The organism is Cryptosporangium arvum DSM 44712 (assembly GCF_000585375.1).
GTDB classification, from domain to species: Bacteria; Actinomycetota; Actinomycetes; order Mycobacteriales; family Cryptosporangiaceae; genus Cryptosporangium; species Cryptosporangium arvum.
This window is the reverse complement of record NZ_KK073874.1, coordinates 4,794,043-4,818,063: the sequence shown is the minus strand read 5'-3', so window position 1 is coordinate 4,818,063 and position 24,021 is coordinate 4,794,043. Positions and strand designations below refer to the sequence as shown.

Below are 24,021 nucleotides of genomic sequence, written 5' to 3'. Positions count from 1 at the left end.
GCGCTACGCCGCTGGCGCCTGGCGGAACCTCGCCCGGTACACCGCCGGGCTCACCCCCACCAACCGCGCGAACCGGTCACGGAACGTGCTCGCCGCCGCGAACCCCACCAGGCCGCCCACCCGCTCGACCGGATGGTCGGTGGTCTCCAGCAGGTGTTGCGCCCGCCGCAGCCTCGCCCGGTTGAGCCACTGCAGCGGCGTCGACGACGTCTGTTCGCGGAACCGGCGTGACAGCGTGCGGGTGGAGAGCGCGGCCTGCCGGGCGATCCGGTCGAGGGTGAGTTCCTCGTCGAGGTGTTCCTCCAGCCACGTCAGCAGGGGCCGCAGGGACACACCGTCGGGTACCGGTGGCTCGTGGGCGATGAACTGGGCCTGGCCGCCGTCGCGTTCCAGCGGCATCACCGAGTGGCGGGCGGCGTCGGCGGCCACGGCCGCGCCGTGGTCGCGGCGTACCAGGTGCAGGCACAGGTCGAGGCCGGCGGCGGCGCCGGCGGAGGTGAGCAGCTGGCCGTTGTCGACGAACAACACGTCGGGGTCGACGTCGATCGCCGGGTGCCGGGCGGCCAGTGCGGCGGTGCCGAGCCAGTGGGTGGTGGCGCGCAGCCCGTCGAGCAGGCCGGTGGCGGCGAGCACGAACGCCCCCGAGCACACCGACGCGATGCGCACACCGCGTGCGGCGGCGGTGCGCAGGGCGTCGAGGATCTCGGGGGCGGCGGGGACGTCCACGTCGTCGACGCCCGGTACGACGATCGTGTCGGCGGCGGTGAGCGTGTCCAGGGCGGCCAGGGGGTGCCGGACGCGGATCGTGAACAGCCCGGCGTCGACGTCGCCGGGCGGGCCGCACACGATCACCCGGTAGGCGGGTGTCCCGTCGGTGCGGCGGCTGCGTCCGAACACCTCGACCGGCACCGCCAGGTCGAACGGCACCACGTGCGGGAGGGCCAGCACCGCGATCGTCAGCATGACCGGAACTGTACCGAGCGCCGGGTTCTGGCCACGAGCTGAGGGAACCGGCTTGCGTCCACCCGCCGTCGCCGCTACGCACGACTCATGCCGCGAAAGCTCGTCGTGAAGATGTCGGTCTCGCTGGACGGTTTCGTGGGGAGGAACGACGGTGACGTCGGGTGGATCTTCCCGAGCGTCGACGAGGAACTGCAGGAGTGGATGGTCGATCTGCTGGGGCGGGCCGGCGCGCACCTGATGGGCCGTGTCACCTACGGCGACATGGCCACGCACTGGCCGGACTCCGACGAGCCCTACGCGGCGCCGATGAACGACATCCCGAAGATCGTGTTCTCCCGCACCCTCGCCGAGGGCACGTGGCCGCACACGACGGTGCTCTCCGGTGACCTGACCGCCGAGGTCGGCCGCCTCAAAGCCGAGGACGGCGACGACCTGCTGGCGCACGGCGGCGCGGGGTTCGCCCGTGCGCTGATCGCGCGGGGCCTGGTGGACGAGTACCGGCTGGTCGTCCACCCGGTGGCGCTGGGCAGTGGCCTGCCGCTGTTCACCGCCCCGACCGAGTTGACGCTCATCAGCTCCGAGCCGTTCCCGGGCGGTGCGATCGCCGTCACGTACGCCCCCGCGACCACGACCGGCGGGAACGAATCAGACACCGAGGTCTAGCCCCCGATCAACCGCCCTGTTTACACTCGTCTACGTTCGGTTCGTGGACGAGACCTACCGGTTCGACGAGCGGTCCTACGACGCCCTCGACGCCGCCGGGGTGGGCTGGCAGGCCGCGCTGCAGGTGTTGCGCGCACCGCGGCGGGTTCGCCAGCACATCGGGGCGGTGCTGCGGGTGGCGTCGGTGACCGCCGACGGCCGGTGGGTGGCCGTGGTTCTGATCGAGGAGGACCCCGATCAGTACCTGGTCGTGTCGGCCCGCGAGCTGCAGCGCGACGAGGCCCGTCAGATCGCTGACGTGCTGGAGAGGGGCGAGGCATGAGCCGCGACGAGGCGATGGAGGTCCTGGCCGGCACCGACTGGTCGGGCGCGGTGGCCGAGACGCCCGGGCGGGGCGCGACCGTGGTGCACTCCACCCGGTTGCCCGCCGCGTTGTCCACGCAGCTGGAGGCCGAGGCCGCGCGGCGCGGGGTGACGCCCTCGGCGCTGGTCCGCGAGTACGTGGAGGCCGGCCTCACGCAGCTGGCGGCCACCGGGGACGCCACCGTGACGCTGCGTCTGGCCGATCTGCACCGCGCGATCGATCAGCTGGCCCGCGACGTCGCCTGAGCGGCGCCGCCTAGCTCTCCAGGTTGCGCAGGAAACCGTCGAGGTGCAGCCGGAGGCGGGTGATCTGGTCGTCGACCGTGAGGGTCTCCTCGAGGCGTCCGCCGACGGCGGGTTTCCGGAGGCCCCGGACGTAGAGCGAGCACGCGAGGTCGCTGCACACGTAGGTGCCGACGGAGTTGCCCTGCCGTCCGGCCGCGCCGGTCTTGCGTGCGGTCATCAGCGCGACGCCGCGGCCGGGATGCTGGGTGAGGCACAGCGAGCAGAGGCTGCGCCGGGTGTAGCCGCGGGGCCCGGTGGCGGCGCGCAGCACCACGGCGACGAGCGTGCCGTCGTGTTCGGTGGCCAGGTAGCTGCGGTCGGGGGCCGACAGGTCGGTCCATCCCAGGTAGTCCAGGTCGTCCCACGGCCGGGTGTCGAGGTCCCGGGCCATCGGGATCCGTTTGGCCTCGCCCTTGGAGCAGTTGACGAACGCGCCCCGGATCTCGGGTTCGGCGAGTTGTTTCATACAACGGACGCTACGCGAACGGGCAATTGCTTTACCCGACGCGGTAAACGGTGCAAAGTGTGCAAATGGAGCATCATCCGATCGTGATCGTCGGTGCGGGGCTCGGTGGGCTGACCGCCGCCCGCGTCCTGCACCACCACGGTGTGCCCGCCGTGGTCTACGACCGGGCCCCTCATCCCGACGATCGCCGCCGCGGTGTGCTCGACCTGCACCCGGCCTCGGGCGGGGCCGCGCTGCGGGCGGCCGGGCTGCAGCGGGAGGTCGCGGCGATCACCACGCCCGGCGGTGGTGCGCTGCGCATCCTCGACGCCGCCGGCGCCCGGCACTACGAGCAGCACGCCGACGCCGTCCCCGACCGTCCCGAGGTCGACCGCCGCGCACTGCGTGCCCTGCTCGTCGGGTCGTTGCCGCCGGGCACCGTCCGGTGGGGCGCGGAGGTCACCGGGGTCCGGCCGCTGGACGGCGGCCGGCACGAGGTGCGTATCGCCGGTGCCCCACCGGTGAGCAGCGGTGTGCTGGTCGGGGCGGACGGCGGCTGGTCACGGATCCGCCCGCTGGTGTCGGCGGCCGAACCCACCTCCACCGGCTCGACGTACGTCGAGCTGACGCTGTTCGACGCCGACGCCCGCCACCCGGTGGCCGCGGCCGTCGCCGGGCCCGGGCTGACACTCGCCCTCGGCGACGGCCGGGGCCTGATCTGCCATCGCGACGCCGACGGGAGCCTGCAGGTGTACGCGGCGCTGGCCGTCCCCGACCGGTGGGCGCCCGCGGACCTGCGGGCCGCGCTGCTGGCGGCGTTCGACGGCTGGCACGAGGGTCTGCGCGCGCTGGTCGCGGAGGCCGGCGGCCCGCTGGTGGCGCGTGGCATCCACACGCTGCCGGCCGGGCACCGCTGGCCCCGCACCCCCGGGGTGACGCTGCTCGGCGATGCCGCGCACCTGATGGCGCCGTTCGCGTGCGACGGCGCGAACCAGGCGATGCTCGACGGCGCCGAGCTCGCCGCGGCGCTGGTGGGCCACCCGAACGACCCCGAGGCCGCGCTCGGCGCCTACGAGGAGCTGCTGTTCCCGCGGGCCTCCGCGGCCGCGGCCGAGGCGGCGGCGATGTTCGCGGTGTGCTTCCGTGCGGACGCCCCGCGGGGTCTGGTCGATCTGCTGACGTCCTCGGAGCAGCTCGTTACCGTCGACGCATGATCGCGGAGTTCCGGATCGACGTTCCCCGAACCGACCTCGACGACCTCGCCGACCGCCTGGCCCGCACCCGCTGGACCCCGTCGCTGCCCGGCCCCGGCTGGCAGCGGGGCGTCCCCGTCGACTATCTGCGTGACCTGGCCGGCTACTGGGCCCGCGGCTACGACTGGCGGGCCGCCGAAGCCGAGCTCAACGCCCATCCGCAGTACACGACCGACGTCGACGGGCAGCGCCTGCATTTCCTGCACGTGCGCTCGCCGCGGGCCGACGCGCTGCCGCTGCTGCTGGTGCACGGCTGGCCCGGGTCGGTGGTGGAGTTCCTCGACGTCATCGGACCGCTCCGCGAGGACTTCCACCTGGTGATCCCGTCGTTACCGGGGTTCGGGTTCTCCGGGCCGCTGTCGGAGCCCGGCTGGGGCATCGAGCGGATCGCCGACGCGTTCGCCGAGCTCATGGGGCGCCTGGGTTACGAACGCTACGGCGTGCAGGGCGGCGACTTCGGGGCGGTGATCACCCCGGCGATGGGCCGCCGGCACCCCGGCAACGTCGTCGGGGTGCACGTCAACGCGGCCACCGGCGGGTTCATGGCGCCCGGGCGCGTCGAGCCCGACGACACGTTCACGGCGGTGGAGAAGCAGCGGCTGGCGTTGTCGCGGCACTACCGGCGCGAAGGCAACGGCTACTTCAAACAGCAGGCCACGAAACCGCAGACGCTCGCCTTCGGGCTGCACGACTCCCCGGTCGGGCAGCTCGCGTGGATCGTGGAGAAGTTCTACGAGTGGACGCACGGCGAGGGCATCCCCGTCGGCCGCGACCGGCTGCTCACCAACGTGATGGTGTACTGGGTGACCGGCACCGCCGCCTCGTCGGCGAACCTGTACTACGAGGTGCTGCACACCGCGGGCCTGCGGCCGGCCGGGAGGTCCCCGGTGCCGACGGGGGTGGCGGTGTTCGCCGAGGACATGGCGATCCGCCGGTTCGCCGAGCAGGTCAACACGATCACCCACTGGACCGATTTCGACACCGGCGGGCACTTCGCCGCGCTCGAGGTGCCGGAGTTATTGGTGGCGGACATCCGCGCGTTCTTCGCTACGCTGTGAGACATGCGTAGTGCGCGTCTGAGCTGGTGGCGCTCCGGATAGGAGCGGCGCCTCGTCACGCACGAATCAACAAACAGGGCCGTTCGGTGCGAACGGCCCTGTTTGCTGTCCATCGGACGGTCCTCTTCTCCGAGAGGACCCTTTCCCGTGGACCGTGTGATGAGCGGTGACCGGCCGACCGGGGCGCTGCACCTCGGGCACTACTTCGGCACGCTGCACAACCGTGTGCTCCTGCAACGCGGCGGCGCCGAGCTGACCGTGCTGATCGCCGACTATCAGGTGCTCACCGACCGCGACGCCGCCCGTGACCTGCCCGGGCACGTCGACGGGCTGGTGCTGGACTACCTGGCGGCCGGTATCGACCCGTCGACGACGATCGTCGCCCACAGCGCGCTGCCGGCGCTCAACCAGCTGCTGCTGCCGTTCCTGAGCCTGATCTCGGTGTCCGAGCTGGAACGCAACCCCACCGTCAAGGACGAGATCGCCCAGTCGCGGCGGGCGGTGAACGGGTTGATGTTCACCTACCCCGCGCACCAGGCCGCCGACATCCTGTTCGGCAAGTCGACGCTGGTTCCGGTCGGGCAGGACCAGTTGCCGCACCTGGAGCTGACCCGCACGATCGCGCGCCGGTTCAACGACCGGTACGCGCCGGTGTTCCCGGTGCCGGAGGCGCTGCTCTCGGCGGCGCCGCTGCTGCTGGGCACCGACGGGACGAAGATGAGCAAGAGCCGGGGCAACGCGATCGCGATCGGCGCGAGCGCGGACGAGACCGCGCGGCTGATCCGCGGCACGAAGACCGACGCCGACCGGCACATCACCTACCGGCCGGACACCCGGCCGGAGGTGTCGAGCCTGGTGCTGCTGGCCGCGTTGTGCCTCGACCGCGACCCGGACGCGGTGGCGGCCGACGTCGGGCCGGGCGGCGCCGCGGCGTTGAAGAACGTCGTGATCGACGCGGTCAACGACTACTTCGCGCCGATCCGGGCCCGCCGCGCGTCCTATGCGGCCGACCGGGGTTTCGTGCGCGAGATCCTGCGGGCCGGGGCGCAGCGGGCCGGTGCGGTGGCCGAGGCCACGCTGGCGGAGGTGCGCACCGCCATGGGGATGGCGTATTGATACTGCTGTGGACGCGTTCTACCGGGATCTGGGTGACGGCCGGTTCGAGAGCAGCACGGCGACGGCGGGGCCGTGGAGCGCTGCTCTCCAGCACGCCGGGCCGCCGTCGGGGCTGATCGGTGCGGTGATGGAGCGGCACGCGCCGCGGGAGGGGTTCCGGATCGCGCGGGTGACGCTCGACATCCCGCGGCCGGTGCCGGTCGCGGAACTGTCGGTGGAGGTCACCACGATCAGCTCGACGGCGCGCACCGAGCTGCTCGACGCGCAGATCAGTGCGGCCGGGCGCACGGTGATGCGGGCGCGCGCGTGGCGGGTGCTGGCCGCGCCCGCCGACACGCCGCCGCTGCGTCACGGGCCGCCGGCGTCGCCGCTTCCGGACGTGGCGACGCCGGCGCCGATGGCCGCCGGCGCGCACGTCGCCGGGTACCTCTCGGCGATGGAGTGGCGGTTCGTGTCCGGGGGTGGGTTCACCGAGGCCGGCCCCGGGGAGGCGTGGGGACGGCAGCGGATCCCGCTGATCGCCGACGCGGAGGATTCGCCGCTGACCCGGGCACTGACGATCGCCGACACGAACTGGGCGGTCGGCTCCGAACTGGATTTCGTGGGGCGGCTGGTGATCAACACCGACGTGACGGTGGCGTTGCACCGCGACCCGGTCGGTGAGTGGCTGTGCCTGCGGGCCGAGACGGTCGCCAGCCCGGGTGGGTCCGGGCTGGCGACCGGCCGGCTGGACGACCGGTCCGGTGACTGCGGGCGGATCCTGCAGACGCTGCTGGTGGCCGACCGGACCTAGCGGAACGCGTCGATGGCGGCGGCGGCCCACTCGGCGTAGGAGCGGGGCGGTCGGCCGAGGACCCGTTCGACGTCCGGGCTGACCCGCTGCTCGTCGGGGGCCGGGCGGCCGAGGATGTCGAGGGTGCCCTCGACGACCGGTCCGGGCATGAACGCCAGCATCGCGGCGCGGGCGTCGGCGCGGGTCAGTTCGGTGAACGCCACCGGTTCGCCGAGCGCGGCGGCCAGGGCCGCGGTCTGCTCCCGCGGGCTGATCGCGGCCGGGCCGGTGAGCTCGTAGGCCCGGCCCGCGTGCCCGTCGCCGGTGAGGACCGCCGCGGCGACGGCGGTGATGTCGGCCGGGTCGACGACCGGCAGTGCCACGTCGGCGAACGGGGCCGCGACCGCGCGCGCGGCCCGCACCGACGGCACCCACGCGAACGTGTTCGACGCGAACCCGCCGGGCCGCAGCACCGTCCACTCCGCCGCGGTGCGGCGCAGGGCGTCCTCATAGGCCCGTAGCCGGGAGTGTGACGGCGCGGACGGGCGGGTGCGTGCCGCCTGCGAGGAGAGGAGCACGACCCGGCGCACCCCGGCGGCCGTGATGGTCTCGAGCAGAGCGTCGGGCTCGCCGGCGTCGACGAGCAGGTCACCGGCGATCAGCAGGAATATCGCGTCGGCGCCGTCGAGGGCCGGGCGGAGGGTCTCGGGGCGCGCGAGGTCCGCGGCGACTCCCGTGGGGACGGTGCGGGCGACGGCGGTGACGGCGTGCCCGGCGTCGATCAGGGTCTGTACGAGCGGGCGTCCGACGGTGCCGGTCGCCCCGGTGATCACGATCATGCGAGGACGCTAATACCCTGAGGACAGTAGGTACCTAGAGGAAAGTGGCTATCCGATGCGTGAGACCGACGACCCGGAGTTGGCGTGCCCGGTCGCGCCGGTGGTGGATCTGGTGTTCAGCCGGTGGACGACGCCGATCCTGTGGGCGTTGCACACCTACGGGCGGCAACGCTTCGTGCACCTGGAACGGCGGCTGAGCTCGATCACGCCGAAGGTGCTGACGCAGCGGCTGCGTCAGCTCGAACGCGACGGGCTGGTGACCCGCACCTACCACCCGGAGGTGCCGCCGCGGGTGGAGTACGAGATCACGCCGCTCGGGCAGAGCCTCGCGCCGCTGTTCGCGGGCCTGGCCGACTGGTCGGAGGCGAACCTGCCGAAGGTGCACGAGGCGCGGGCGGCGTTCGACGCGCGTTAAGCCGGGCGGGCCCGCACGTGCAGGCGTTCACCCTGCGGGCCGAACAAGGCGAGGATCTCCGCGGCGGCCGGGCCGGGGTTGCTGATCGCGTGCGGGGTGCGGCAGTCGAACTCCACGACCTCGCCGACGCCGAGGGTCAGGTCGTGTTCGCCGAGGATGAGCCGCAGCGTCCCGGACAGCACGTAGAGCCATTCGTAGCCCTCGTGGACGCGCTGCTCGGTGACGTCCACCCCGGCCGGCGTCGGCGGAATGATCTGTTTGTACGCGCGCAGCCCCCCGAGGTGCTGGGAGAGCGGGATCGTGGTGCGCCCGTGCACGGTGTAGGGCCGCAGGTGGACGCGCGGGTCACCGGTGGTGGGGGCGCCGACGAGTTCGTCGAGCTGCACCTGGTGCACCCGGGCGAGCGGCAGCAGCAGTTCGAGGGTGGGTTTGCGCTGCCCGGACTCCAGGCGCGAGAGCGTGCTCACCGAGATGCCGGTGGCTTCCGACAGGTCGGTGAGCGTCGTGCCGCGCTGGGCGCGCAGGGCACGCAGCCGCGGTCCGACGGCGGTCAGGACGGGATCGAAGTCGTCGCTCATCACCCCAGTTTGCCACTTCAGCAAGAATGTTTGTCATTTCGGCGACGTGGTGTGCATCATTCCGGGCATGACGACATACGACGCAGTGGTGGTGGGTGGCGGCGCGGCCGGACTGGCCGGTGCGGTGGCCCTGGGCCGGGCCCGCCGGACGGTTCTGGTGGTCGACGCCGGTGAACAGCGCAACCTGCCCGCGGAGGGCGTCCACAACTTCCTGACCCGCGACGGCATGCCGCCGGCCGAGCTGGCCGCGGCCGGCCGCAAGGAAGCCGAGTCCTACGGCGTGCACGTGGTAGCGGGCCGGGTCGAGGCGGCCGAACCCGACGGCGACGCGTTCCGGGTCACGCTCGACGACGGCACCGTGATCGGCGCGGCCCGGCTGCTGCTGGCCACCGGGGTCACCGACGAGCTCCCCCCGATCCCCGGCCTGGCCGGCCGCTGGGGCCGGGACCTGCTGCACTGCCCGTACTGCCACGGCTGGGAGGTCCGCGACCGGGCGCTGGGCATCCTCTCGACCGGGCCGTTCGCCGTCGAGCAGGCGCTGCTGTGGCGGCAGTGGAGCGCCGACGTGACGCTGTTCCTGCACACCGGCCCCGAACCCACCGACGAGCAGTACGCGCAGCTGGCCGCGCGCGGCATCGCGGTCGTCGACGGAGAGATCACCGGGATCGCCACCGAGGACGACCGGCTGATCGGGGTGCGCCTCGGGGACCGGGTCATCGCACGCGACGCGCTGGTCGCCGCGACGACGATGCACGCGACGCTGGCCGGACTGGAGGGCCTGGGGCTGGTCCTCGAGGACCTGCAACGCGACGGCGTCACGATCGGGACGTTCCTCAAGGCCGACCCCACCGGCAAGACCGACGTGCCGGGCGTCTACGCGGCCGGGAACCTGACGATGCCCCCCGGGCAGGTGATCGCGGCCGCGGCGGCCGGCACGATGGCCGGCGCGATGATCAACTTCGACCTGGTCGCGCGGGACACGCGGGCCGCGGTGGAGGCGTCGGCGGCGGGCGGCGACCGTAACGTGGCGTCCGGGCACCGGCACGACGTGGAGGGGGCCATGGACGACGAGCTGGCACGCACCTGGGACGAGCGGTACCGCGAGGACGACAAGATCTGGAGCGGCGAACCCAACGTCGCGCTGGTCAAGGAAGTCACCGACCTGACCCCGGGCCGGGTGCTGGACCTGGGCTGCGGCGAGGGCGGGGACGCGGTGTGGTTCGCCCGGCAGGGCTGGACGGTCACCGCGGCCGACATCTCGCAGGTCGCGCTGGAGCGGGCCGCGCGGCACGCCACCGACGCCGGGGTCGCCGACCGGATCGACTTCCAGCGGCACAACTTCGCGGTGTCGTTCCCCGACGGCGAGTTCGACCTGGTGTCGGCGCAGTTCCTGCACTCGTGGGGCGACATGCCCCGGGAGGAGATCCTGCGGCGCGCCGCGGCGGCGGTGGCCCCGGGCGGGGTGCTGCTGATCGAAGGGCACTCCGGCACACCGCACTGGGAAGACGCCCCCGAGCACCAGCACCAGGAGCCGCACGGCCACGGGGAGCAGCACGGCCACGGGGAGCACCCGCTGCCCTCACCCGACGAGGTCATCGCCTCCCTGAACCTGCCCGAGGACGAGTGGGAGGTGCTCGTCGTCGACGAGCACGCACGCACCCGCACCTTCCCCGACGGGCGCACCATCCACCACGTCGACAACACGGTCAAGATGCGCCGGCGGGTACCGTCGAACGGGTGACACCCCCCACGGACCGCCCCAGCCACACCGACCGGGACCGCGCCGAGTCGTTCGGCCCGATCGCCGCGGACTACGACCGGTACCGGCCGGAGTGCCCGGACGACCTGCTCGCCGACCTGGTCGCCCTGAACCCGGCGGACGTGCTCGACGTCGGCTGCGGCACCGGCAAGCTCGCGGTGCCGCTGCGGCGCGCCGGGCTGGACGTGCTCGGCGTCGAGATCGACCCGCGGATGGCCGCGGTGGCCCGCGCGCACGGCGTCCCGGTGGAGGTCTCCGGCTTCGAGACCTGGGACGACGCCGGGCGCCGGTTCGATCTGGTCACGTCGGGCAACGCGTGGCACTGGATCGACCCGGTGCACGGCGCGCAGCGGGCCGCCGCGCTGCTGCGACCCGGCGGAACACTGGTGCGGTCCTGGACCTACGCGGTGCTCGACGACGACGCGCTGGCGCTGCTGGACGGCGTGTACGCCGCGCACACCGGGGTGCACACGCACGCGTCGGCGGCGGTCGACGAGGACCGCCCCGAGCCACCGCGACGGGGGTTCGGGGTCACCGAGACCCGCGTCTACCGGTGGGAGCTGTCGTTCACGACCGCGCAGTGGGTGGGGCTGATCGCGACGTTCAGCGACCACCAGCTGCTCCCCGACGCCGAGCGGGCCGCGTTGCTGGCCACGCTGACGACCGCGATCGACGCCGCCGGCGGGGTGCTTCGGGGCCGCGGCGAAGCCGTCGCGCTCTTCACCCCGCGCGTCTGACGGATCAGAGCGACGCGTCGAGGAACTCGACGACGGCGCGGGCCAGCGCGACGCGGTGGTCGGAGAACGCGTGGTCGGTGGGCCACTCGCGGTGCGTCGCGTGCGGGAGCGCGGCGAGCAGCGGTTCGTGGTGCACCGCGGGTGGGGCGGTGGTGTCGCGGTCACCGGCGACGAGCAGCACCGGGCGGCCGGCCAGCGCGGGCGCGAGGGCGGTGAGACGGTCCCCGATCGTCGCCATCTCCGCGACCAGCGCCGCGGAACCGGTGCCGGCCAGTGGGGCGATGTCCCCGGCGAACCCGTCGACGTACGCCGCGTACACCGCCGGATCGGCGCGGACGTCCGCGGCGGCGGCACCGAAGTCGAACCCGGCGATCGACGCCACGGCACGCACGCCCGGGTCGGCGGCCGCGGCGCGCAACGCGGTGAAACCACCCATGCTGTGCCCGACCAGCGCGATCCGGTCCGGGTCGAGGCCCGGGTCGGCGCGCAGCGCCACCACCGCGGCGGCCGCGTCCTGCTGGACGTGCGCCCAGGAGAACGTGCCCGGGCTGCCCCACGCGCCGCGGTAGTGGAACACCAGCGACGCGTACCCGGCGCGGCGCAGCGCGTGCGCCAGGTCGAAGTTGCGTTCGTTGCCGGGGAAGCCGTGCAGGACGGCCACGGCCGGGTGCGGGCCCGGCCCGGCCGGGCGGTGCAGCACCCCGAGCAGGTCCAGCCCGGCGCTGGGCACGGTGAACACCTGCGTCACCGCCGGCGGGCGCAGCGCCGGGTCGGGGTCGGTGATCAGCGGGTCGGTGATCAGCGGGTCGGTCACCGCCGGAGCGTAACCGGCCGACGGCGCCGGGCGGCTGCCATGCTTGCCCGGCCGACCGCCAGCCGTTCGGCTACTCGGTGCGCAGCGCCGTCGCCGTGCGGGTCTTCGCGGCCCACCCGGCCGGCAGCAGCGCGCCGACGCCGGCCAGCACGAGCCCGCCGAGCGCGATCGCGATCAGCTGCACCGGACCGAACACCGTCAGCACCACCCGCGGCAACTCCACGCCCGCGCCGTGCCCCATCGCCGGCAGCAGGATCCCGTGCAGCCACACCCCGGCCGGCACCCCGATCACCCCACCGAGCAGGCCGATCAGCGCGACCGACGAGAGCACCGAGAGCACCGTCTGCCGGGGTGTCATCCCGAGGGCCTTGTGGATGCCGATGTCGTGGACCCGGTCGCGGACGTCGAGCACGACGCTGTTGAGCACACCGAGCCCGGCCACGGTGACCAGCATCAGCGTCAGCAGCCCGGCCAGCGCGTCGATGACCACGACGAGTTCGTCGGCGCCTCCACCGCCCTCGAGGTGGGCGGTGAGCCCGAGCGGGTCCAGGGCGGCCTGCAGCGACGTCCGGTACGCGTCGAGGTCGGTGCCGTCGGTGACCGCCAGTTGCCACAGGTCCGGACGGACCCCGGCGCCGGCCTGCGTCAGCAGCAGCCCGTCGTTGTCGCCGGGGTCGAACACCTCCCCGACGATCGTCAGCGTCGTGGTCTTCCCGTCGGTGGTGACCGCGACGGTGTCGCCCAGTTCGCGGTCGGTGGCGGTCAGCAGCTCGGTGGGGACGACGGCCTCGCCGGGGCGGGTGAACCAGCGTCCGGAGACCAGTTCGTACCCGGCCCACCCGGGGTCGGCGGTGTACTGCATCAGCGTGGTGCTGCCGCTGATGCCGGGCACGACCGCGTCGGACTCGGCGACGCCCATCCAGTGCGCGGTGCCCGGCTGGGCGTCGAGCGCGGCGGTGACCTTCGCCGGGTCCACGTCCACGGTCGTCGGCTCGGGAGGCCCGCCGTCGACCTCGCGGAACGCGTCGATGACCACGTCGGCGCCGGAGTGGTCGGCCGCGACCTGGATCCGGGCGAGCGAGGCGGCCAGCCCGGACGCGAGCGTCACCGCGGCGGCGCCGAACGCGATCGCGACGACCATCGCGGCCGCGCGGGCCGGGGCGCTGAACGGCCGCGCCAGCCCCAGCGACACCGGCCGCGGCAGCGGCAGCCGGGCCGCGACCCGCGCCGCGTACTGCCCCCGGCGTGCGGCCGGGGTACGTCCGACGGCGAGCGCGTCGACCGCGTTGAGCCGCCCGGCGCGCCCCGCGGCCGCGCCCGCGGTGACGGTCACGATCAGCAACACGCCCAGCAGCACGGCGACGTCCACCCACGGGGCGATCGTCAGCGACACCGTGCCGTACAGGTCTTCGGCGTCGGCGAGCAGCGGCACCGCGATCAGGTTCCCGGCGACCAGGCCCAGCGCGGCACCGATCGTCGCCGGGACGAGGGCCTGCGCCACGTACGCGCGGACCACCTGGGCGGGGGTGAACCCGAGTCCCTTGAGGATGCCGATGCGGCGGGTCGTGGAGCCGACGGCGCCGGCGATCACGGTGCCGACGACGAGCACGGACAGCAGCAGGCTCAGCCCGCCGAACCCGAGCAGGAACGGCACGAACAGCGACGTCTGGGTGTTGGCTTGCTTCTTGACGGCGATCCAGTTCTGGGTGGTGGCCACGGCGCCGCCGGGCAGCGCGGCGGTGACGGCGTCGCGGGCGGCGGTCACCGCGTCGGGGTCGTCGAGCCGGTACAGCATCTGGTAGCTGATCGACGGTGGTTTCAGGGCGGTGAGCCCGGCGGTGGTGGTCCAGGCGTCCGCGGTGTCGCTGACCGAACGGGCGAACCCGACGATCGTGACGTCGGTGCGCGCGCTGCCCTGACCCATCGTCAGGCTGGTGCCGAGCGGCGCCCGGAAACCGCTGCCGCGGCCGAGCACGATCTCGCCGGGCTTCGACGCCCACCGGCCTTCGAGGATCGTGACCTGGTCGACGCCGGCGCCTGCCGCGGTGCGCGCGGCGACGCGGAGGACGGGGCCGCGTGCGTTCTCGGGGATCTCCTCGGTGCCCGGCGGCGCGCCCGGTGGCGCCGGCATCGGCGGGAACATCATGACCTGCCCGACGGGGAACGGGCCGGTCGCCTCGGCGATCCCGCCGGTGTCCTTCGTCGCGGCCAGTTGCGCGGCGGTGGCTTTCGCCGGGTCGGTGAGCACGGTCAGGTGCGCGCCGTGCTGGGCGCTGAACGCGTGGTCGAACGGCGCGTTGGACGCGACCAGCAGTCCGACGCCGAGCAGCCCGGCGGTCACGGCGGCCGCGGTGGCGAGCGTGATCACGACGGTCTGCACCCAGCGGCGCTGCACCCCGGAGCGCACGACCTTGCTCAGGGCGCTCATCGGAGGGCCGCGTTCACGGCCGTGTCGGTGGCGATCCGCCCGTCGACGACCTCGATCGTGCGGGTGGCGCACTCGGCGGCGAGGGTCCGGTCGTGGGTGACCAGCACGATCGTCTGCCCGTCGGCGTGCAGGTCGGTCAGCAGCCGGCGCACCTCGGTGCCGGACGCGGTGTCCAGCGCGCCGGTGGGTTCGTCGGCGAGCAGCAGCGCGGGCCGGTTCATCAGCGACCGCGCCACCGCGACGCGCTGCCGCTCGCCGCCGGACAACCGGCCGGGGTAGGCGCGGGCGTGCCGGGCGATGCCGAGCGAGGTGAGCAGCTCGGTGGCGCGGCGGGTCGTCTCGGCGCGCGCGTTGCCGGCCAGCTGCGCGGGCAGCACCACGTTGTCGAACACGGTCAGGTCGTCGAGCAGGTTGAAGAACTGGAAGACCAGCCCGATCCGGGCCCGCCGGTAGCGCGCGGAGGCGGCTTCGCTGAGCGTGTCGACGCGGGTGCCGCCGACCGTGACGGTGCCGTCGCTGGGTTTGTCGAGCCCGGCGATGAGGTTGAGCAGCGTGGACTTGCCGGAGCCGGAGGGGCCGAGGATCGCGACGGCTTCGCCGGTGTGGACGGTGAGCGACACGTCGTCCAGGGCGGGTGGGCCGCTGTCGTAGCGGCGGGTGACGTGCTGCAGTTCGATGAGGGTCTCAGCGGTCATGGCCCAGGAAGGTAGGGGCGCTGCCCCCGGGCACGCGTCGCCCGCGCTGCGGCTTTCTTCTCGTCCGGGAGGATCACGCCGGCGGGTGTCATCCTCGAGAGGTAGTCCGGGCCGGGCTCCGGTTGATCCTGTGGACGGACGTCCCGGCGCCTCCGGGCGGCGGAGAATGAGCCGGTGAACGTTCGCCGCGAAGTGGGCCGGGCCGTGCGCGCCCTGCCGGGCCTGGTGCTGAGCCGGTCCGGGCCGACCGCGGCCCTGACCCGCCGCAACTGGCTGTTCGACCTCGGTCTGGCCGCGGCGCTGGCGTTGATCGCGATCATCAGCTACGACCACGCCGACGACGCCCGGTTCATCCCGCCGGAGCCGGGCGACCCCGGCCCCGGTGGGCCGGACCCCGGTGGAGTCGCCCGGCCGGCGCGGCCGATGGTGCCGTTCCCGCCGGGGGCCGAAGCCGTCGACCACCAGTCGGGGCTGGAGTGGGCGTCGGGCGCGTTGCTGCTGGTGTTCATCGCGGCGCCGCTGATCTTCCGCCGCCGGTACCCGCTGTCGGTGCTGTGGGTGGTGCTGGCCACCGCCGCGTTCATCGGCGACGACGACCGGCAGACCCTGCGGCTGTCGTTCTTCGTCGGGGTCGTCGCCGCGTACAGCGCCGCGGTGTACAGCCCGTACCGGTTGCCGGCGCTGGCGAGCCTGCCGGTCGCGGCGCTGCTCTTCGGTGAGCTGCAGCAGGGCGCGGCCCGCCCCGCGTTGGGCGAGACGATCACGTCCGTGCCCGAGCAGGCCGTGCCGTTCCTGATCCTGGTGCCGCTCGGGATCGCCGCGTACGGGTTGCGCAGCTGGCGGGCCCGCGCCGACGCCGAGGGGGAACGCGCCGCCGAGCTGGAACGGGAGGTGCGCCGCGCCGCCGAGCAGGAACGCTCACGCATCGCCCGGGAGCTGCACGACGTGGTCACCCACAACGTGAGCGTGATGGTGATCCAGGCCGGGGCGGCCCGCAAGGTCCTGGAGGTCTCCCCCGGCGACGCCCGTGAGGCGCTGCTGGCGGTCGAGGCCAGCGGCCGCGCCGCGATGACCGAGCTGCGTCACGTGATGGGGTTGCTGACGATGGACGATGAGGCACTGGAGCTCGCGCCGCAACCGGGCATGGATCAACTGGAGGCCCTGGTCGGGCGGGTGCGCGACGCCGGGCTGCCGGTGGAGCTGATCGTCACCGGCGACCGGGGCCGGTCACTGCCCGACGGGGTGGACCTGGCCGGGTACCGGGTGGCGCAGGAGGCGTTGACGAACGCGGTGAAACACGCCGAGGGGGCGTCGGCTATCGTCCGCGTGGACTACGGCACGGATCGATTGTGGATCGAGGTCACCGACACCGGTGGCCGCCGGCCGGCGACGGCCGATCCGGGGAGCGGGAAAGGGCTGATCGGCCTGCGTGAACGGCTCGCGCTGTACTCCGGGACGCTGACCGCGGGGCCTCGTCTGCGTGGGGGGTACCGGGTGGAGGCGATCATCCCGCTGACCGCCGCGGCTCCTGCCGCCGTTGCTTCCGCCGACGGCCCGGGCCGCGGCAGTCCGGGCGCGGGCGGTACGGGCGCGGGCGGTACGGGCGGCGGCAGTCCGGACCGCGGCGGGTCCGGCGCGGGCGCTGCGGTGGAGGCGCGGTGAGCGAGCCGGTGCGGGTGGTGGTGGCCGACGATCAGGCGCTGGTGCGCACGGGGTTCCGGCTGATCCTCTCCGCCGACGGTATCGATGTGGTCGCCGAGGCCACCAACGGCGCCGAAGCCGTCGACGCGGTGCGCCGCACCCGTCCCGACGTGGTGCTGATGGACATCCGGATGCCCGAGCTGGACGGCCTGGAGGCGACCCGCCGCATCCTCGCCGACTCCGCGCCCGGAGCCGTGCCGGGATCCGGGACCGTGCCGGGCTCCAGGACCGTGCCGGGCTCCGGAGCCGCGCCAGGATCTGGAGCCGCGCCAGGATCCGGAGGCGCGCCAGGATCCGGGGCCACGTTGGGATCCGGGGGCGAGTCCCGATCCGCGGCCGAGTCCCGGACCGGGGCCGGGGCTTGGAGCGGATCCGATGCGTGGTCGGGGCCGCGGGTGCTCATGCTGACGACGTTCGACCTCGACCAGTACGTGTACGCGGCGCTGTCGGCGGGCGCGAGCGGGTTCCTGCTCAAGGACGTGACGCCGGAGCAGCTGACCGCGGCGGTGCGGCTGGTGCGCTCCGGGGACGCGTTGCTCGCGCCGCAGATCACCCGGCGGCTGGTGGAGCGGTTCGCGCGCCGCGACGAGGGGACCGCGACCGTCCACCGGGACCTGGCGACGCTGACGCCGCGGGAGCGGGAGGTGCTGCGGATGCTCGCCCGCGGAATGAGCAACGCCGAGCTCGCCGCGGAGCTGCACCTGTCGGAGGCGACGGTGAAGACCCACGTGGCACGCATCCTCGGCAAGCTGCAACTGCGTGATCGGGTGCAGGCGGTGGTCGTGGCCTACGAAACCGGTCTGGTGGCCCCCGGTGAGGCATGACCGGGGTACCGTCGGGTCGATTTCTGGCCGCTACCGCGATCTGAGGACGTTTTCGCAGGTCAGAGCGGTCGGTTGCGGCCCGCTACGTGGCCGGCGACCAGCTGGGCGCTCATCAGGACGGCGAGGAACACCAGCGGGGTGCGCCAGCCGCCGGTGTGGTCGTAGAGGACACCGACGATGACCGGGCCGGGGATCGACAGCAGGTAGCCGGCGCTCTGGGCGAACGCCGAGAGCCGCACCACCGACCCGGCGTTGCCGCCGCGCAGCCCGATCATCGTCAGCGCCAGCGGGAACGCGCAGTTGGCCACGCCCAGCAGCACCGCCCACACCCAGGGCGCACCGGCCGGCGCGAGGAACAGCCCGGTGTAGCCGGCCAGGCCGAACCCGGCGAGCACCACCGCGAGGACGCTCTGGCTGCGTAGCCGCCCGGCGAGCGCGCCGAGCCCGTAGGAGAGCGGCACGCCGAGCAGCGACGTGACGGCGAACAGCAGGCCGGCGGTCTGGGCCGAGAGGCCGGCGTCGCGGAACATCTGCGGGAGCCAGCCCATGATCACGTACGCCGCGGTGGCCTGCAGCCCGAAGTAGGTCGCGAGCGCCCAGGCGGTGGTGCTGGAACTCATCCGCTTCACGACGGGAGCCTCGACAGCGTCGGCACCGGGCGTGGCTCCGGCCGGGGAGCTCACGGCGGGAGACGACACGGCGGGAGACGACACGGCGGGAGACGACACGGCGGGAGACGTCACGGCGGGGCGGCGGAGCAGGAACACCCAGGGCAGGAGCGCGAGGGCGGCGACCGCGGCCCAGACGCCGAGGCCGAAGCGCCAGCTGTCGCCGAAGACCGACGCGACCGGTACCGTCGCCGCGGCCGCGGTGGTCGCGCCGACGTTCAGCGCGGTGGAGTAGACGCCGGTCATCGCGCCGACGCGAGTCCCGAACCGCTGCTTGACCACGACCGGCAGCAGCACGTTGACGAGCGCGATCCCGGCCAGCGCCAGCGCCGAGAGGGCCAGGAACTCCGGCACCCCACCGATCAGCGGCCGGATCGCCAGCCCGGCGGTGAGCGCGACGATGCCGGCGAGGATCACCGCGTCGGACCCGAACCGGCGGGCCAGCGCGGGAGCGGTCACGCCGACCACCGCGAAACACACCGCGGGCACCGAGGTGAGCAGCCCGGCCAGGCCGGCGCTCATCCCGAGGTCGGCCCGGACCTCCTCGAGGACCGGGCCGAGGCTCGTGACGGCCGGGCGCAGGTTCAGCGCGACGAGAACGAGAGCGGTCATCGCCAGCCACGGCGTGGCCGGGCCTGACTTGGGCGTGTTACGCGTCAGAACAGTGGATGACACAATCCCATCATAGAATCATGGGATGAATATGGCGCCTGTGTCTCGGCCCACTTCGCTGTCCGACCAGGTGATCGCGACCCTCCGCGCGCAGATCACCTCCGGGGCCTGGCCGGTGGGGTCACGCATCCCCACCGAACCCGAACTCGTCACCCAGCTCGGCGTCGCCCGCAACACCGTGCGCGAAGCCGTCCGGGCGCTCGCGCACAACGGGCTGCTGGACATCCGGCAGGGCTCCGGCACGTACGTCGTGGCCACCAGCGAACTGGCCGGGGTGATGCGCCGCCGCTTCGAACGCGCACCCCAGCGCGACGTGACGGAGCTGCGCGGTGCGCTCGAAGCCACCGCCGCGGGCCTGGCCGCCACCCGCCGCACCGACGAGGACCTGCGCAAACTCGACGCGCTGCTGGCCGAGCGGGAACGCGCATGGGCCTCGGGTGACCGCGACGCGTTCGTCACCGCCGACTCCGCGTTCCACCTGGCGGTGGTGGCCGCGGCCCACAACGAGGTGCTCGGTGAGCTCTACGCCGACCTCGGCGCCGTCATCCGCGAGTCGCTGCGCCGGCACGTCGGCCCGGTGCTGCGCGACGAGGAGTACATGGACCACGGCCGGCTCCTCGACGCCCTCCGCGCCGGCGACGCGACCGCGGCCGCCGCCGAGGCCGCGTCGCACACCGACAGCCTGTGCTTCACGTTCTGATCAGCCCGGGACGAGCACGGTCTTCCCGCGCCGGGGACGGTCGACGTGGGCGTCGGCGGCCCGGGCGAACGGCACGACGTCCTGCAGCGGCACCGCGAACCGGCCCGTCCCGGCGAGCGCGGCCGTGGCCGCCAGCCCGTGGTGACCGCCGGGTTCACCACCCAGTTCCCCGGTGGAGATCGCGACCCGCCCGCTCGTGTCGGCGAGCGTCAGGACGTGTTCCGGGGTGCCGGTGAGCGCGATCAACGCCGGCACCGAGCCTTTCCCGGCCACGTCCAGCGCCCGGTCGACGCGCCCGGACACGCGCGCGTCCAGCCCCGGACCGTAGGTCACCGGAACCGCGCCGAGCCCGGCCAGGAACGCGTGGCTGTCCGGGCGTCCGGTGCCCAGCACCCGCAGGCCCCGGGCCACCGCCAACTGCACCACCACGCTGCCGACGCCCCCCGCGGCGCCGTCCACCAGCAGCGTCCCGCCGCTCGGCGTGGCGAGCCGGTCCAGCGCCCGGGTCGCGGTCTCCACCCCGGTACCGGCGCCACCGGCCTGCGCCCACGCCCACGACTCCGGTTTCGCGGCCCAGTGCGCCAGCACCGCGAACTGTGCCGACGCCCCACCGAGGCGGGCCAGCGGCACGATCCCGAACACCGCGTCCCCGGCGGTCACCCCCGTGACCCCGGCGCCCACCTCGTCGACCACACCCGCGGCGTCCACCCCGGGGACGTGCGGCAGGGCCAGAGCGCCCGCGGCCGGCGACGTCCCGGACCGCAACGCCCGGTCGACCGGTGACACCCCGGCCGCCTCGACCCGGATCCGCACCTCGCCGGGGCCGGCGTGCGGCTCCGGCGCGTCGGCCAGTTCCAGCACCTCGGGACCGCCGAAGCGGGTGTAGCGCACCGCGAACATTCGTACCTCCTGGTCGGGGCACTACCGTAGGCACGATCCGGAACACCCGATCCGGATCGGGTCCGAAGTGAGAGGGAGCGCGGCTGCGATGTCTCGTGTCGACGCCGAGCGCAACCGGCGGCACCTGGTGACCGTCGCCCGGGGCGCCTTCGCCGCCGACGGGCTGGACCTGCCGACCCGCGAGATCGCCCGCCGCGCCGGCCTCGGCGTCGCCACCGTCTATCGGCATTTCCCGGCCCGCGCCGACCTGCTCGACGCGGTGCTGGCCGACCAGGTCGCCGCCTGCGAGGCCGACCTGGCCGGTGCGCTCGCCGAGCGCGATCCGTGGCGGGCGATCTCGCGGGTGGTGCGGGGTTTCGCCGAGCGGCAGGTCAGCGATCGGGGCCTCAACGAGGTCATCCTCGGCACGCACGCGGCCGGGGCGGCGTTCGCGGGGCAGCGGCGGGCGCATGCCGGGGCGGTCGCCGGGCTGGTCGAGCGGGCCCACGCCGCCGGTCAGCTGCGCGCGGGGGTGACGGTCGGCGACGTCCGCCTGGTGTTCTTCGCGATCGCGTCGCTGCGGGTGTCGTCCCCGGAGGCGCTGCCGGCCGCGATCCGGCGTCTCACCGACACGCTCCTGGCGGGCCTGCGAGCCGCGGCGCCCGGGGACGCGCCGGCTCACGGTGCGGTGTCACCGAGGACGGCGGTAGCGCCGGCGTGAGGCGCCGTTCACGGGGTGGGGGTCGTCTGACCGGCGCGGAGCGCGGTCACCACCGCGGACGGGTCCGGGGCGTAGAAGCGCAGCGTGCGGGCCTGCGCCCGGCGGCCCAGCGGGCGGACGAAGGTCACCGGCGCGTGGAGCTCCACCGTGACCGTCGTTTCGCTACCGGTCGGGAGCTCGGCGACGCCGTCGGCGTCCACCCGGCCCCTCGCCGCCCCCGAGTACCGGCGTTCCACCCGCGCCGACGCGACGGCCGACGCGGGCACGAGCACCTCGAGGAACGCGCCGTGGCGCAACCGCAGCGACCCGTCCGCGGCCACCACGTGCGGCCGCACCGTGCACGAGAACTGCAGCGCCAGCACGAAGTAGATGCCCCACAGGTCCAGGACCAGCACGATCGCGTGGACGATCGGCCAGGGCACGATCAGCGCCAGCACGAACGTCTCCACCACCGCGGCGAACGCCAGCCCGTACATGAGCGCGGCCTGCGCCCCGGCGTAGGGCACCGGGAGATCACCGGGGCCCACGTCACGCGGCCCACGCCGACCGACCCACCGGACCACGTCGGTGAGCAGCACGGCCTCATGCCGCACCAACCGCAGAACCACCCTCATTCCGGTCCCCTCTCCACCGCACCGGCCGCTGCGCGCATCCGGGAGATCGCGCTCCGCACGGCTTCGGCCTGCGCGGGCGCGAACTCGGCGAACAACGCCGCCACGAACCCGTCCCGGCCCACCAATTCGTCCTCGTCCGGCAGCGCCACCCCGGCCAGCACCTCCCCGGGTACGACCGCGGCCATCGCCGCCGCCGTCCGTTCGACCCGCGGGTCGTCCACCGCCGCCCCGGCCAGCGCGTCGAGCTGCGCGTACACCGCGTACACGCGCTCCACCAGCGTCGGGTCGGCCTCCGCGGCGGCCATGACCGCCTCCAGCGGCCCGCGCTGATCGACCGGCAGGCCGGTGTCGAGCAGCGCCAGCAACTCGCGTTCCTGGGCGGCGGCCGCCGGCTCGGGCCCGCCGTGCGCGGCCGCGACGCCGGCCATCCGCCCGAACAGCGCCGCCAGGTCGTCGGAGACCGGTGCGTGCGCGGGGAGCGCCCCGTCCTCGGTCACCTCACGCAGCAACCGCGCCAGCCGCGCCCGGCGGTGCCGCAGTTCGTCCTGCTGGCGGGCCAGGTCGGCGTCGAGCTCGGCGACGATCTCGGCCAGGTCGCGCCCGGAGTCGTCGGCGAGGACGTCACGGACCTCGTCGAGGCTGAGTCCCAGGTCGGTCAGGCGCCGGATCCGGCACAGCTCGACGGCGTCGCGCAGGGAGTACTCGCGGTAGCCGTTGGGTTGGCGCGCGGGTTCGGGGAGGAGCCCGATGCGGTGGTAGTGGCGCACCGCGCGTGTGGTGATGCCGGCGACGCCGGCCAGTTCTCCGATCCGCATGCCCCCAGTAGAAACCTTGTCGCCACGTCAAGGTCAAGCGCATTCGTTGCGTCATAAACGTTAAGTCGAAACGGAACAAAAGGATCCCGGCGTAGCCACGGACATGAAGGTTCCGATAGACTGCAATTATTGGCACCTTCGCGGGGCGCCGGAAAACACCACGGGGAGCGACGCGTGAACGAAATAGCGGCCGTCGAGAACACACTCGTCCCCGCCGGCATCGACCACACGATCTCCCCCGAGACCGCCCGGCGCATCGCCAACGCCACTCCCCCCAACACGATCCGCGCCTACACCGCCGACCGGGCCGCGTTCCGCCGCTGGTGCGCCCTCACCGGACGCACCCCCCTCCCGGCCACCGCCGAGACCGCCGCCGAATACGCCACCTACCTCGCGCTCGGCGGCGCCCTCCAGCACGACGGCTCCCGCAAAGGCAGCGCCGCGCCCCGCACCATCGAACGGGCCCTCTCCGCGATCCGCACCGAACACCGCGAGAACGGCTACCCCGACACCCCCGACCTGCTCGGCGCGCGCCGCGTCGTCAAAGACCACCGCCGCGAACGCAGCGACCGCGGCATCCGCGACCGGCAGGCCACCGCGATCAGCGTCGACGACCTCCGCGCCATGGTCGACGCGTGCGACCCCGACACCCTCGCCGGCACCCGCGACCGTGCGCTGATCGTGCTGGGCTTCAGCATGATGGTGCGCCGCTCCGAACTGGTCGCGCTCAACACCCTCGGCGACCTCACCGACACCCGCGACGGCGTCGACGTCCTGATCCGCTGGTCCAAAACCGACCAGGACGCCATCGGTGAACTCGTCGCCGTGCACTACGGCGCCCACCCCCGCACCTGCCCGGTGCGGCTGCTCGGCGCCTGGCGGGAACGCCTCGCCGCCGTCCGCCCCGCCGAAGGTCCGCTGTGGATACCGATCGACAAGAAAGACCGGCTCCCGCACCAACCCGGCTACTGCGGCAAACCCGGCACCGGGCGCCTCACCGGCAAAGCCGTCGGCATCATCCTGCGCGACGCCGCCCGCCGCGCCGGCGTCAGCACCGACGCGCTGTCCGCGCACTCGCTGCGCGCCGGCGGCGCCACCGCCGCCTACAGCGCCGGCAACGACCTGCTGTCGATCTCCCGCCGCGGCCGCTGGAAAGACGGCTCACCGGTGCTGCTGCGCTACATCCGCGACGTCGACCGCTGGAAGAACAACCCGATGTCCGGCGTGCTGTGACAACTACAGTG

General features: G+C 73.9%; 26 protein-coding genes. 15 read left to right on the top strand and 11 right to left on the bottom strand.

Annotated features, from left to right (window positions below):
• Positions 1-3: 3 nt before the first annotated feature.
• Positions 4-963: a GlxA family transcriptional regulator gene (locus CRYAR_RS21665; protein ID WP_035854301.1), complete on the bottom strand. Its 960-nt coding sequence runs from the start codon at positions 961-963 to the stop codon at positions 4-6.
• 87 nt (positions 964-1,050) lie between these two features.
• Between CRYAR_RS21665 and CRYAR_RS21660 the strand changes: the two genes are divergently transcribed.
• The 3 genes from CRYAR_RS21660 to CRYAR_RS21650 are packed head-to-tail and all read left to right on the top strand — an operon-like array spanning position 1,051 to position 2,235.
• Complete coding sequence (locus CRYAR_RS21660) at positions 1,051-1,626, top strand: dihydrofolate reductase family protein (RefSeq protein ID WP_051570761.1); 576 nt, start codon at positions 1,051-1,053, stop codon at positions 1,624-1,626.
• 43 nt (positions 1,627-1,669) lie between these two features.
• On the top strand, positions 1,670-1,948 hold the full coding sequence (locus CRYAR_RS21655) for a hypothetical protein (protein ID WP_035854297.1): 279 nt from the start codon (positions 1,670-1,672) through the stop codon (positions 1,946-1,948).
• The gene (locus tag CRYAR_RS21650) at positions 1,945-2,235 is read left to right on the top strand and encodes a ribbon-helix-helix domain-containing protein (protein WP_035854295.1); all 291 of its coding nucleotides are present in this window, start codon (positions 1,945-1,947) and stop codon (positions 2,233-2,235) included. Before CRYAR_RS21655 ends, CRYAR_RS21650 begins: the two co-directional genes overlap by 4 nt.
• Positions 2,236-2,245: 10 nt before the next feature.
• On the opposite strand, the gene CRYAR_RS21645 is transcribed toward CRYAR_RS21650, so the two are convergent.
• Positions 2,246-2,740: an FBP domain-containing protein gene (locus CRYAR_RS21645; protein ID WP_035854290.1), complete on the bottom strand. Its 495-nt coding sequence runs from the start codon at positions 2,738-2,740 to the stop codon at positions 2,246-2,248.
• Between the two features lie 65 nt (positions 2,741-2,805).
• Between CRYAR_RS21645 and CRYAR_RS21640 the strand changes: the two genes are divergently transcribed.
• The 4 genes from CRYAR_RS21640 (at position 2,806) to CRYAR_RS21625 (ending at position 6,939) form a co-directional block, all read left to right on the top strand.
• A complete protein-coding gene (locus CRYAR_RS21640) occupies positions 2,806-3,933 on the top strand; it encodes an FAD-dependent oxidoreductase (protein WP_035854288.1) in 1,128 nt (375 codons plus the stop codon).
• The gene (locus tag CRYAR_RS21635; RefSeq protein ID WP_035854286.1) at positions 3,930-5,030 is read left to right on the top strand and encodes an epoxide hydrolase family protein; all 1,101 of its coding nucleotides are present in this window, start codon (positions 3,930-3,932) and stop codon (positions 5,028-5,030) included. Before CRYAR_RS21640 ends, CRYAR_RS21635 begins: the two co-directional genes overlap by 4 nt.
• A gap of 102 nt (positions 5,031-5,132) precedes the next feature.
• Entirely contained in the window at positions 5,133-6,146 is a 1,014-nt protein-coding gene (gene trpS, locus CRYAR_RS21630) for a tryptophan--tRNA ligase (protein ID WP_051570760.1), read from the top strand.
• A gap of 7 nt (positions 6,147-6,153) precedes the next feature.
• A complete protein-coding gene (locus tag CRYAR_RS21625) occupies positions 6,154-6,939 on the top strand; it encodes a thioesterase family protein (RefSeq protein ID WP_211247574.1) in 786 nt (261 codons plus the stop codon).
• Here the strand turns inward: CRYAR_RS21625 and CRYAR_RS21620 are convergent.
• Entirely contained in the window at positions 6,936-7,757 is an 822-nt protein-coding gene (locus CRYAR_RS21620; RefSeq protein WP_035854280.1) for an NAD(P)H-binding protein, read from the bottom strand. The two genes, CRYAR_RS21625 and CRYAR_RS21620, sit on opposite strands and share 4 nt — an antisense overlap.
• Positions 7,758-7,812: 55 nt before the next feature.
• Between CRYAR_RS21620 and CRYAR_RS21615 the strand changes: the two genes are divergently transcribed.
• On the top strand, positions 7,813-8,172 hold the full coding sequence (locus CRYAR_RS21615; RefSeq protein WP_035854278.1) for a winged helix-turn-helix transcriptional regulator: 360 nt from the start codon (positions 7,813-7,815) through the stop codon (positions 8,170-8,172).
• Here the strand turns inward: CRYAR_RS21615 and CRYAR_RS21610 are convergent.
• Positions 8,169-8,750: a helix-turn-helix domain-containing protein gene (locus CRYAR_RS21610; protein ID WP_035854272.1), complete on the bottom strand. Its 582-nt coding sequence runs from the start codon at positions 8,748-8,750 to the stop codon at positions 8,169-8,171. The two genes, CRYAR_RS21615 and CRYAR_RS21610, sit on opposite strands and share 4 nt — an antisense overlap.
• A gap of 67 nt (positions 8,751-8,817) precedes the next feature.
• Between CRYAR_RS21610 and CRYAR_RS21605 the strand changes: the two genes are divergently transcribed.
• Both CRYAR_RS21605 and CRYAR_RS21600 read left to right on the top strand, forming a co-directional pair.
• Positions 8,818-10,491 carry a bifunctional NAD(P)/FAD-dependent oxidoreductase/class I SAM-dependent methyltransferase gene (locus tag CRYAR_RS21605; protein ID WP_035854263.1) on the top strand — a complete coding sequence of 558 codons (1,674 nt, stop codon included), beginning with the start codon at positions 8,818-8,820 and terminating at the stop codon, positions 10,489-10,491.
• Positions 10,488-11,246, top strand: coding sequence for a class I SAM-dependent methyltransferase (locus CRYAR_RS21600; protein WP_035854250.1), 759 nt, complete (start codon positions 10,488-10,490; stop codon positions 11,244-11,246). Before CRYAR_RS21605 ends, CRYAR_RS21600 begins: the two co-directional genes overlap by 4 nt.
• A gap of 4 nt (positions 11,247-11,250) precedes the next feature.
• Here the strand turns inward: CRYAR_RS21600 and CRYAR_RS21595 are convergent, their stop codons facing one another.
• From CRYAR_RS21595 to CRYAR_RS21585, 3 genes are all read right to left on the bottom strand, one after another.
• Positions 11,251-12,060, bottom strand: coding sequence for an alpha/beta hydrolase family protein (locus tag CRYAR_RS21595; protein ID WP_063725743.1), 810 nt, complete (start codon positions 12,058-12,060; stop codon positions 11,251-11,253).
• Between the two features lie 70 nt (positions 12,061-12,130).
• Positions 12,131-14,488, bottom strand: a complete 2,358-nt coding sequence (locus CRYAR_RS21590; protein WP_035854246.1) for an FtsX-like permease family protein — start codon at positions 14,486-14,488, stop codon at positions 12,131-12,133.
• Entirely contained in the window at positions 14,485-15,183 is a 699-nt protein-coding gene (locus CRYAR_RS21585) for an ABC transporter ATP-binding protein (RefSeq protein ID WP_035854228.1), read from the bottom strand. Before CRYAR_RS21585 ends, CRYAR_RS21590 begins: the two co-directional genes overlap by 4 nt.
• Before the next feature lie 174 nt (positions 15,184-15,357).
• Here CRYAR_RS21585 and CRYAR_RS21580 point away from each other — a divergent pair, with 174 nt between their 5' ends.
• Positions 15,358-16,845, top strand: coding sequence for a sensor histidine kinase (locus CRYAR_RS21580; RefSeq protein ID WP_211247573.1), 1,488 nt, complete (start codon positions 15,358-15,360; stop codon positions 16,843-16,845).
• The gene (locus tag CRYAR_RS48145) at positions 16,842-17,708 is read left to right on the top strand and encodes a response regulator (protein WP_035854226.1); all 867 of its coding nucleotides are present in this window, start codon (positions 16,842-16,844) and stop codon (positions 17,706-17,708) included. Before CRYAR_RS21580 ends, CRYAR_RS48145 begins: the two co-directional genes overlap by 4 nt.
• Positions 17,709-17,767: 59 nt before the next feature.
• Here CRYAR_RS48145 and CRYAR_RS21570 read toward each other — a convergent pair whose 3' ends face one another.
• The gene (locus CRYAR_RS21570) at positions 17,768-19,054 is read right to left on the bottom strand and encodes an MFS transporter (protein ID WP_425389398.1); all 1,287 of its coding nucleotides are present in this window, start codon (positions 19,052-19,054) and stop codon (positions 17,768-17,770) included.
• Positions 19,055-19,079: 25 nt separating this feature from the next.
• Here CRYAR_RS21570 and CRYAR_RS21565 point away from each other — a divergent pair, with 25 nt between their 5' ends.
• Positions 19,080-19,748, top strand: coding sequence for an FCD domain-containing protein (locus CRYAR_RS21565; RefSeq protein ID WP_035854211.1), 669 nt, complete (start codon positions 19,080-19,082; stop codon positions 19,746-19,748).
• On the opposite strand, the gene CRYAR_RS21560 is transcribed toward CRYAR_RS21565, so the two are convergent.
• Complete coding sequence (locus CRYAR_RS21560) at positions 19,749-20,648, bottom strand: NADP-dependent oxidoreductase (protein ID WP_035854204.1); 900 nt, start codon at positions 20,646-20,648, stop codon at positions 19,749-19,751.
• Positions 20,649-20,736: 88 nt separating this feature from the next.
• Between CRYAR_RS21560 and CRYAR_RS21555 the strand changes: the two genes are divergently transcribed.
• The gene (locus CRYAR_RS21555; RefSeq protein WP_035854189.1) at positions 20,737-21,348 is read left to right on the top strand and encodes a TetR/AcrR family transcriptional regulator; all 612 of its coding nucleotides are present in this window, start codon (positions 20,737-20,739) and stop codon (positions 21,346-21,348) included.
• Positions 21,349-21,356: 8 nt separating this feature from the next.
• Here CRYAR_RS21555 and CRYAR_RS21550 read toward each other — a convergent pair whose 3' ends face one another.
• Both CRYAR_RS21550 and CRYAR_RS21545 read right to left on the bottom strand, forming a co-directional pair.
• Positions 21,357-21,962 (bottom strand): hypothetical protein, encoded by a 606-nt coding sequence (locus tag CRYAR_RS21550; RefSeq protein ID WP_051570759.1) that lies wholly within the window; start codon positions 21,960-21,962, stop codon positions 21,357-21,359.
• Positions 21,959-22,777, bottom strand: a complete 819-nt coding sequence (locus tag CRYAR_RS21545; RefSeq protein WP_035854178.1) for a MerR family transcriptional regulator — start codon at positions 22,775-22,777, stop codon at positions 21,959-21,961. The genes CRYAR_RS21550 and CRYAR_RS21545 overlap by 4 nt, the downstream gene beginning before the upstream one ends.
• A gap of 174 nt (positions 22,778-22,951) precedes the next feature.
• Here CRYAR_RS21545 and CRYAR_RS21540 point away from each other — a divergent pair, with 174 nt between their 5' ends.
• Positions 22,952-24,010 carry a site-specific integrase gene (locus tag CRYAR_RS21540; protein ID WP_035854170.1) on the top strand — a complete coding sequence of 353 codons (1,059 nt, stop codon included), beginning with the start codon at positions 22,952-22,954 and terminating at the stop codon, positions 24,008-24,010.
• Positions 24,011-24,021: the final 11 nt, after the last annotated feature.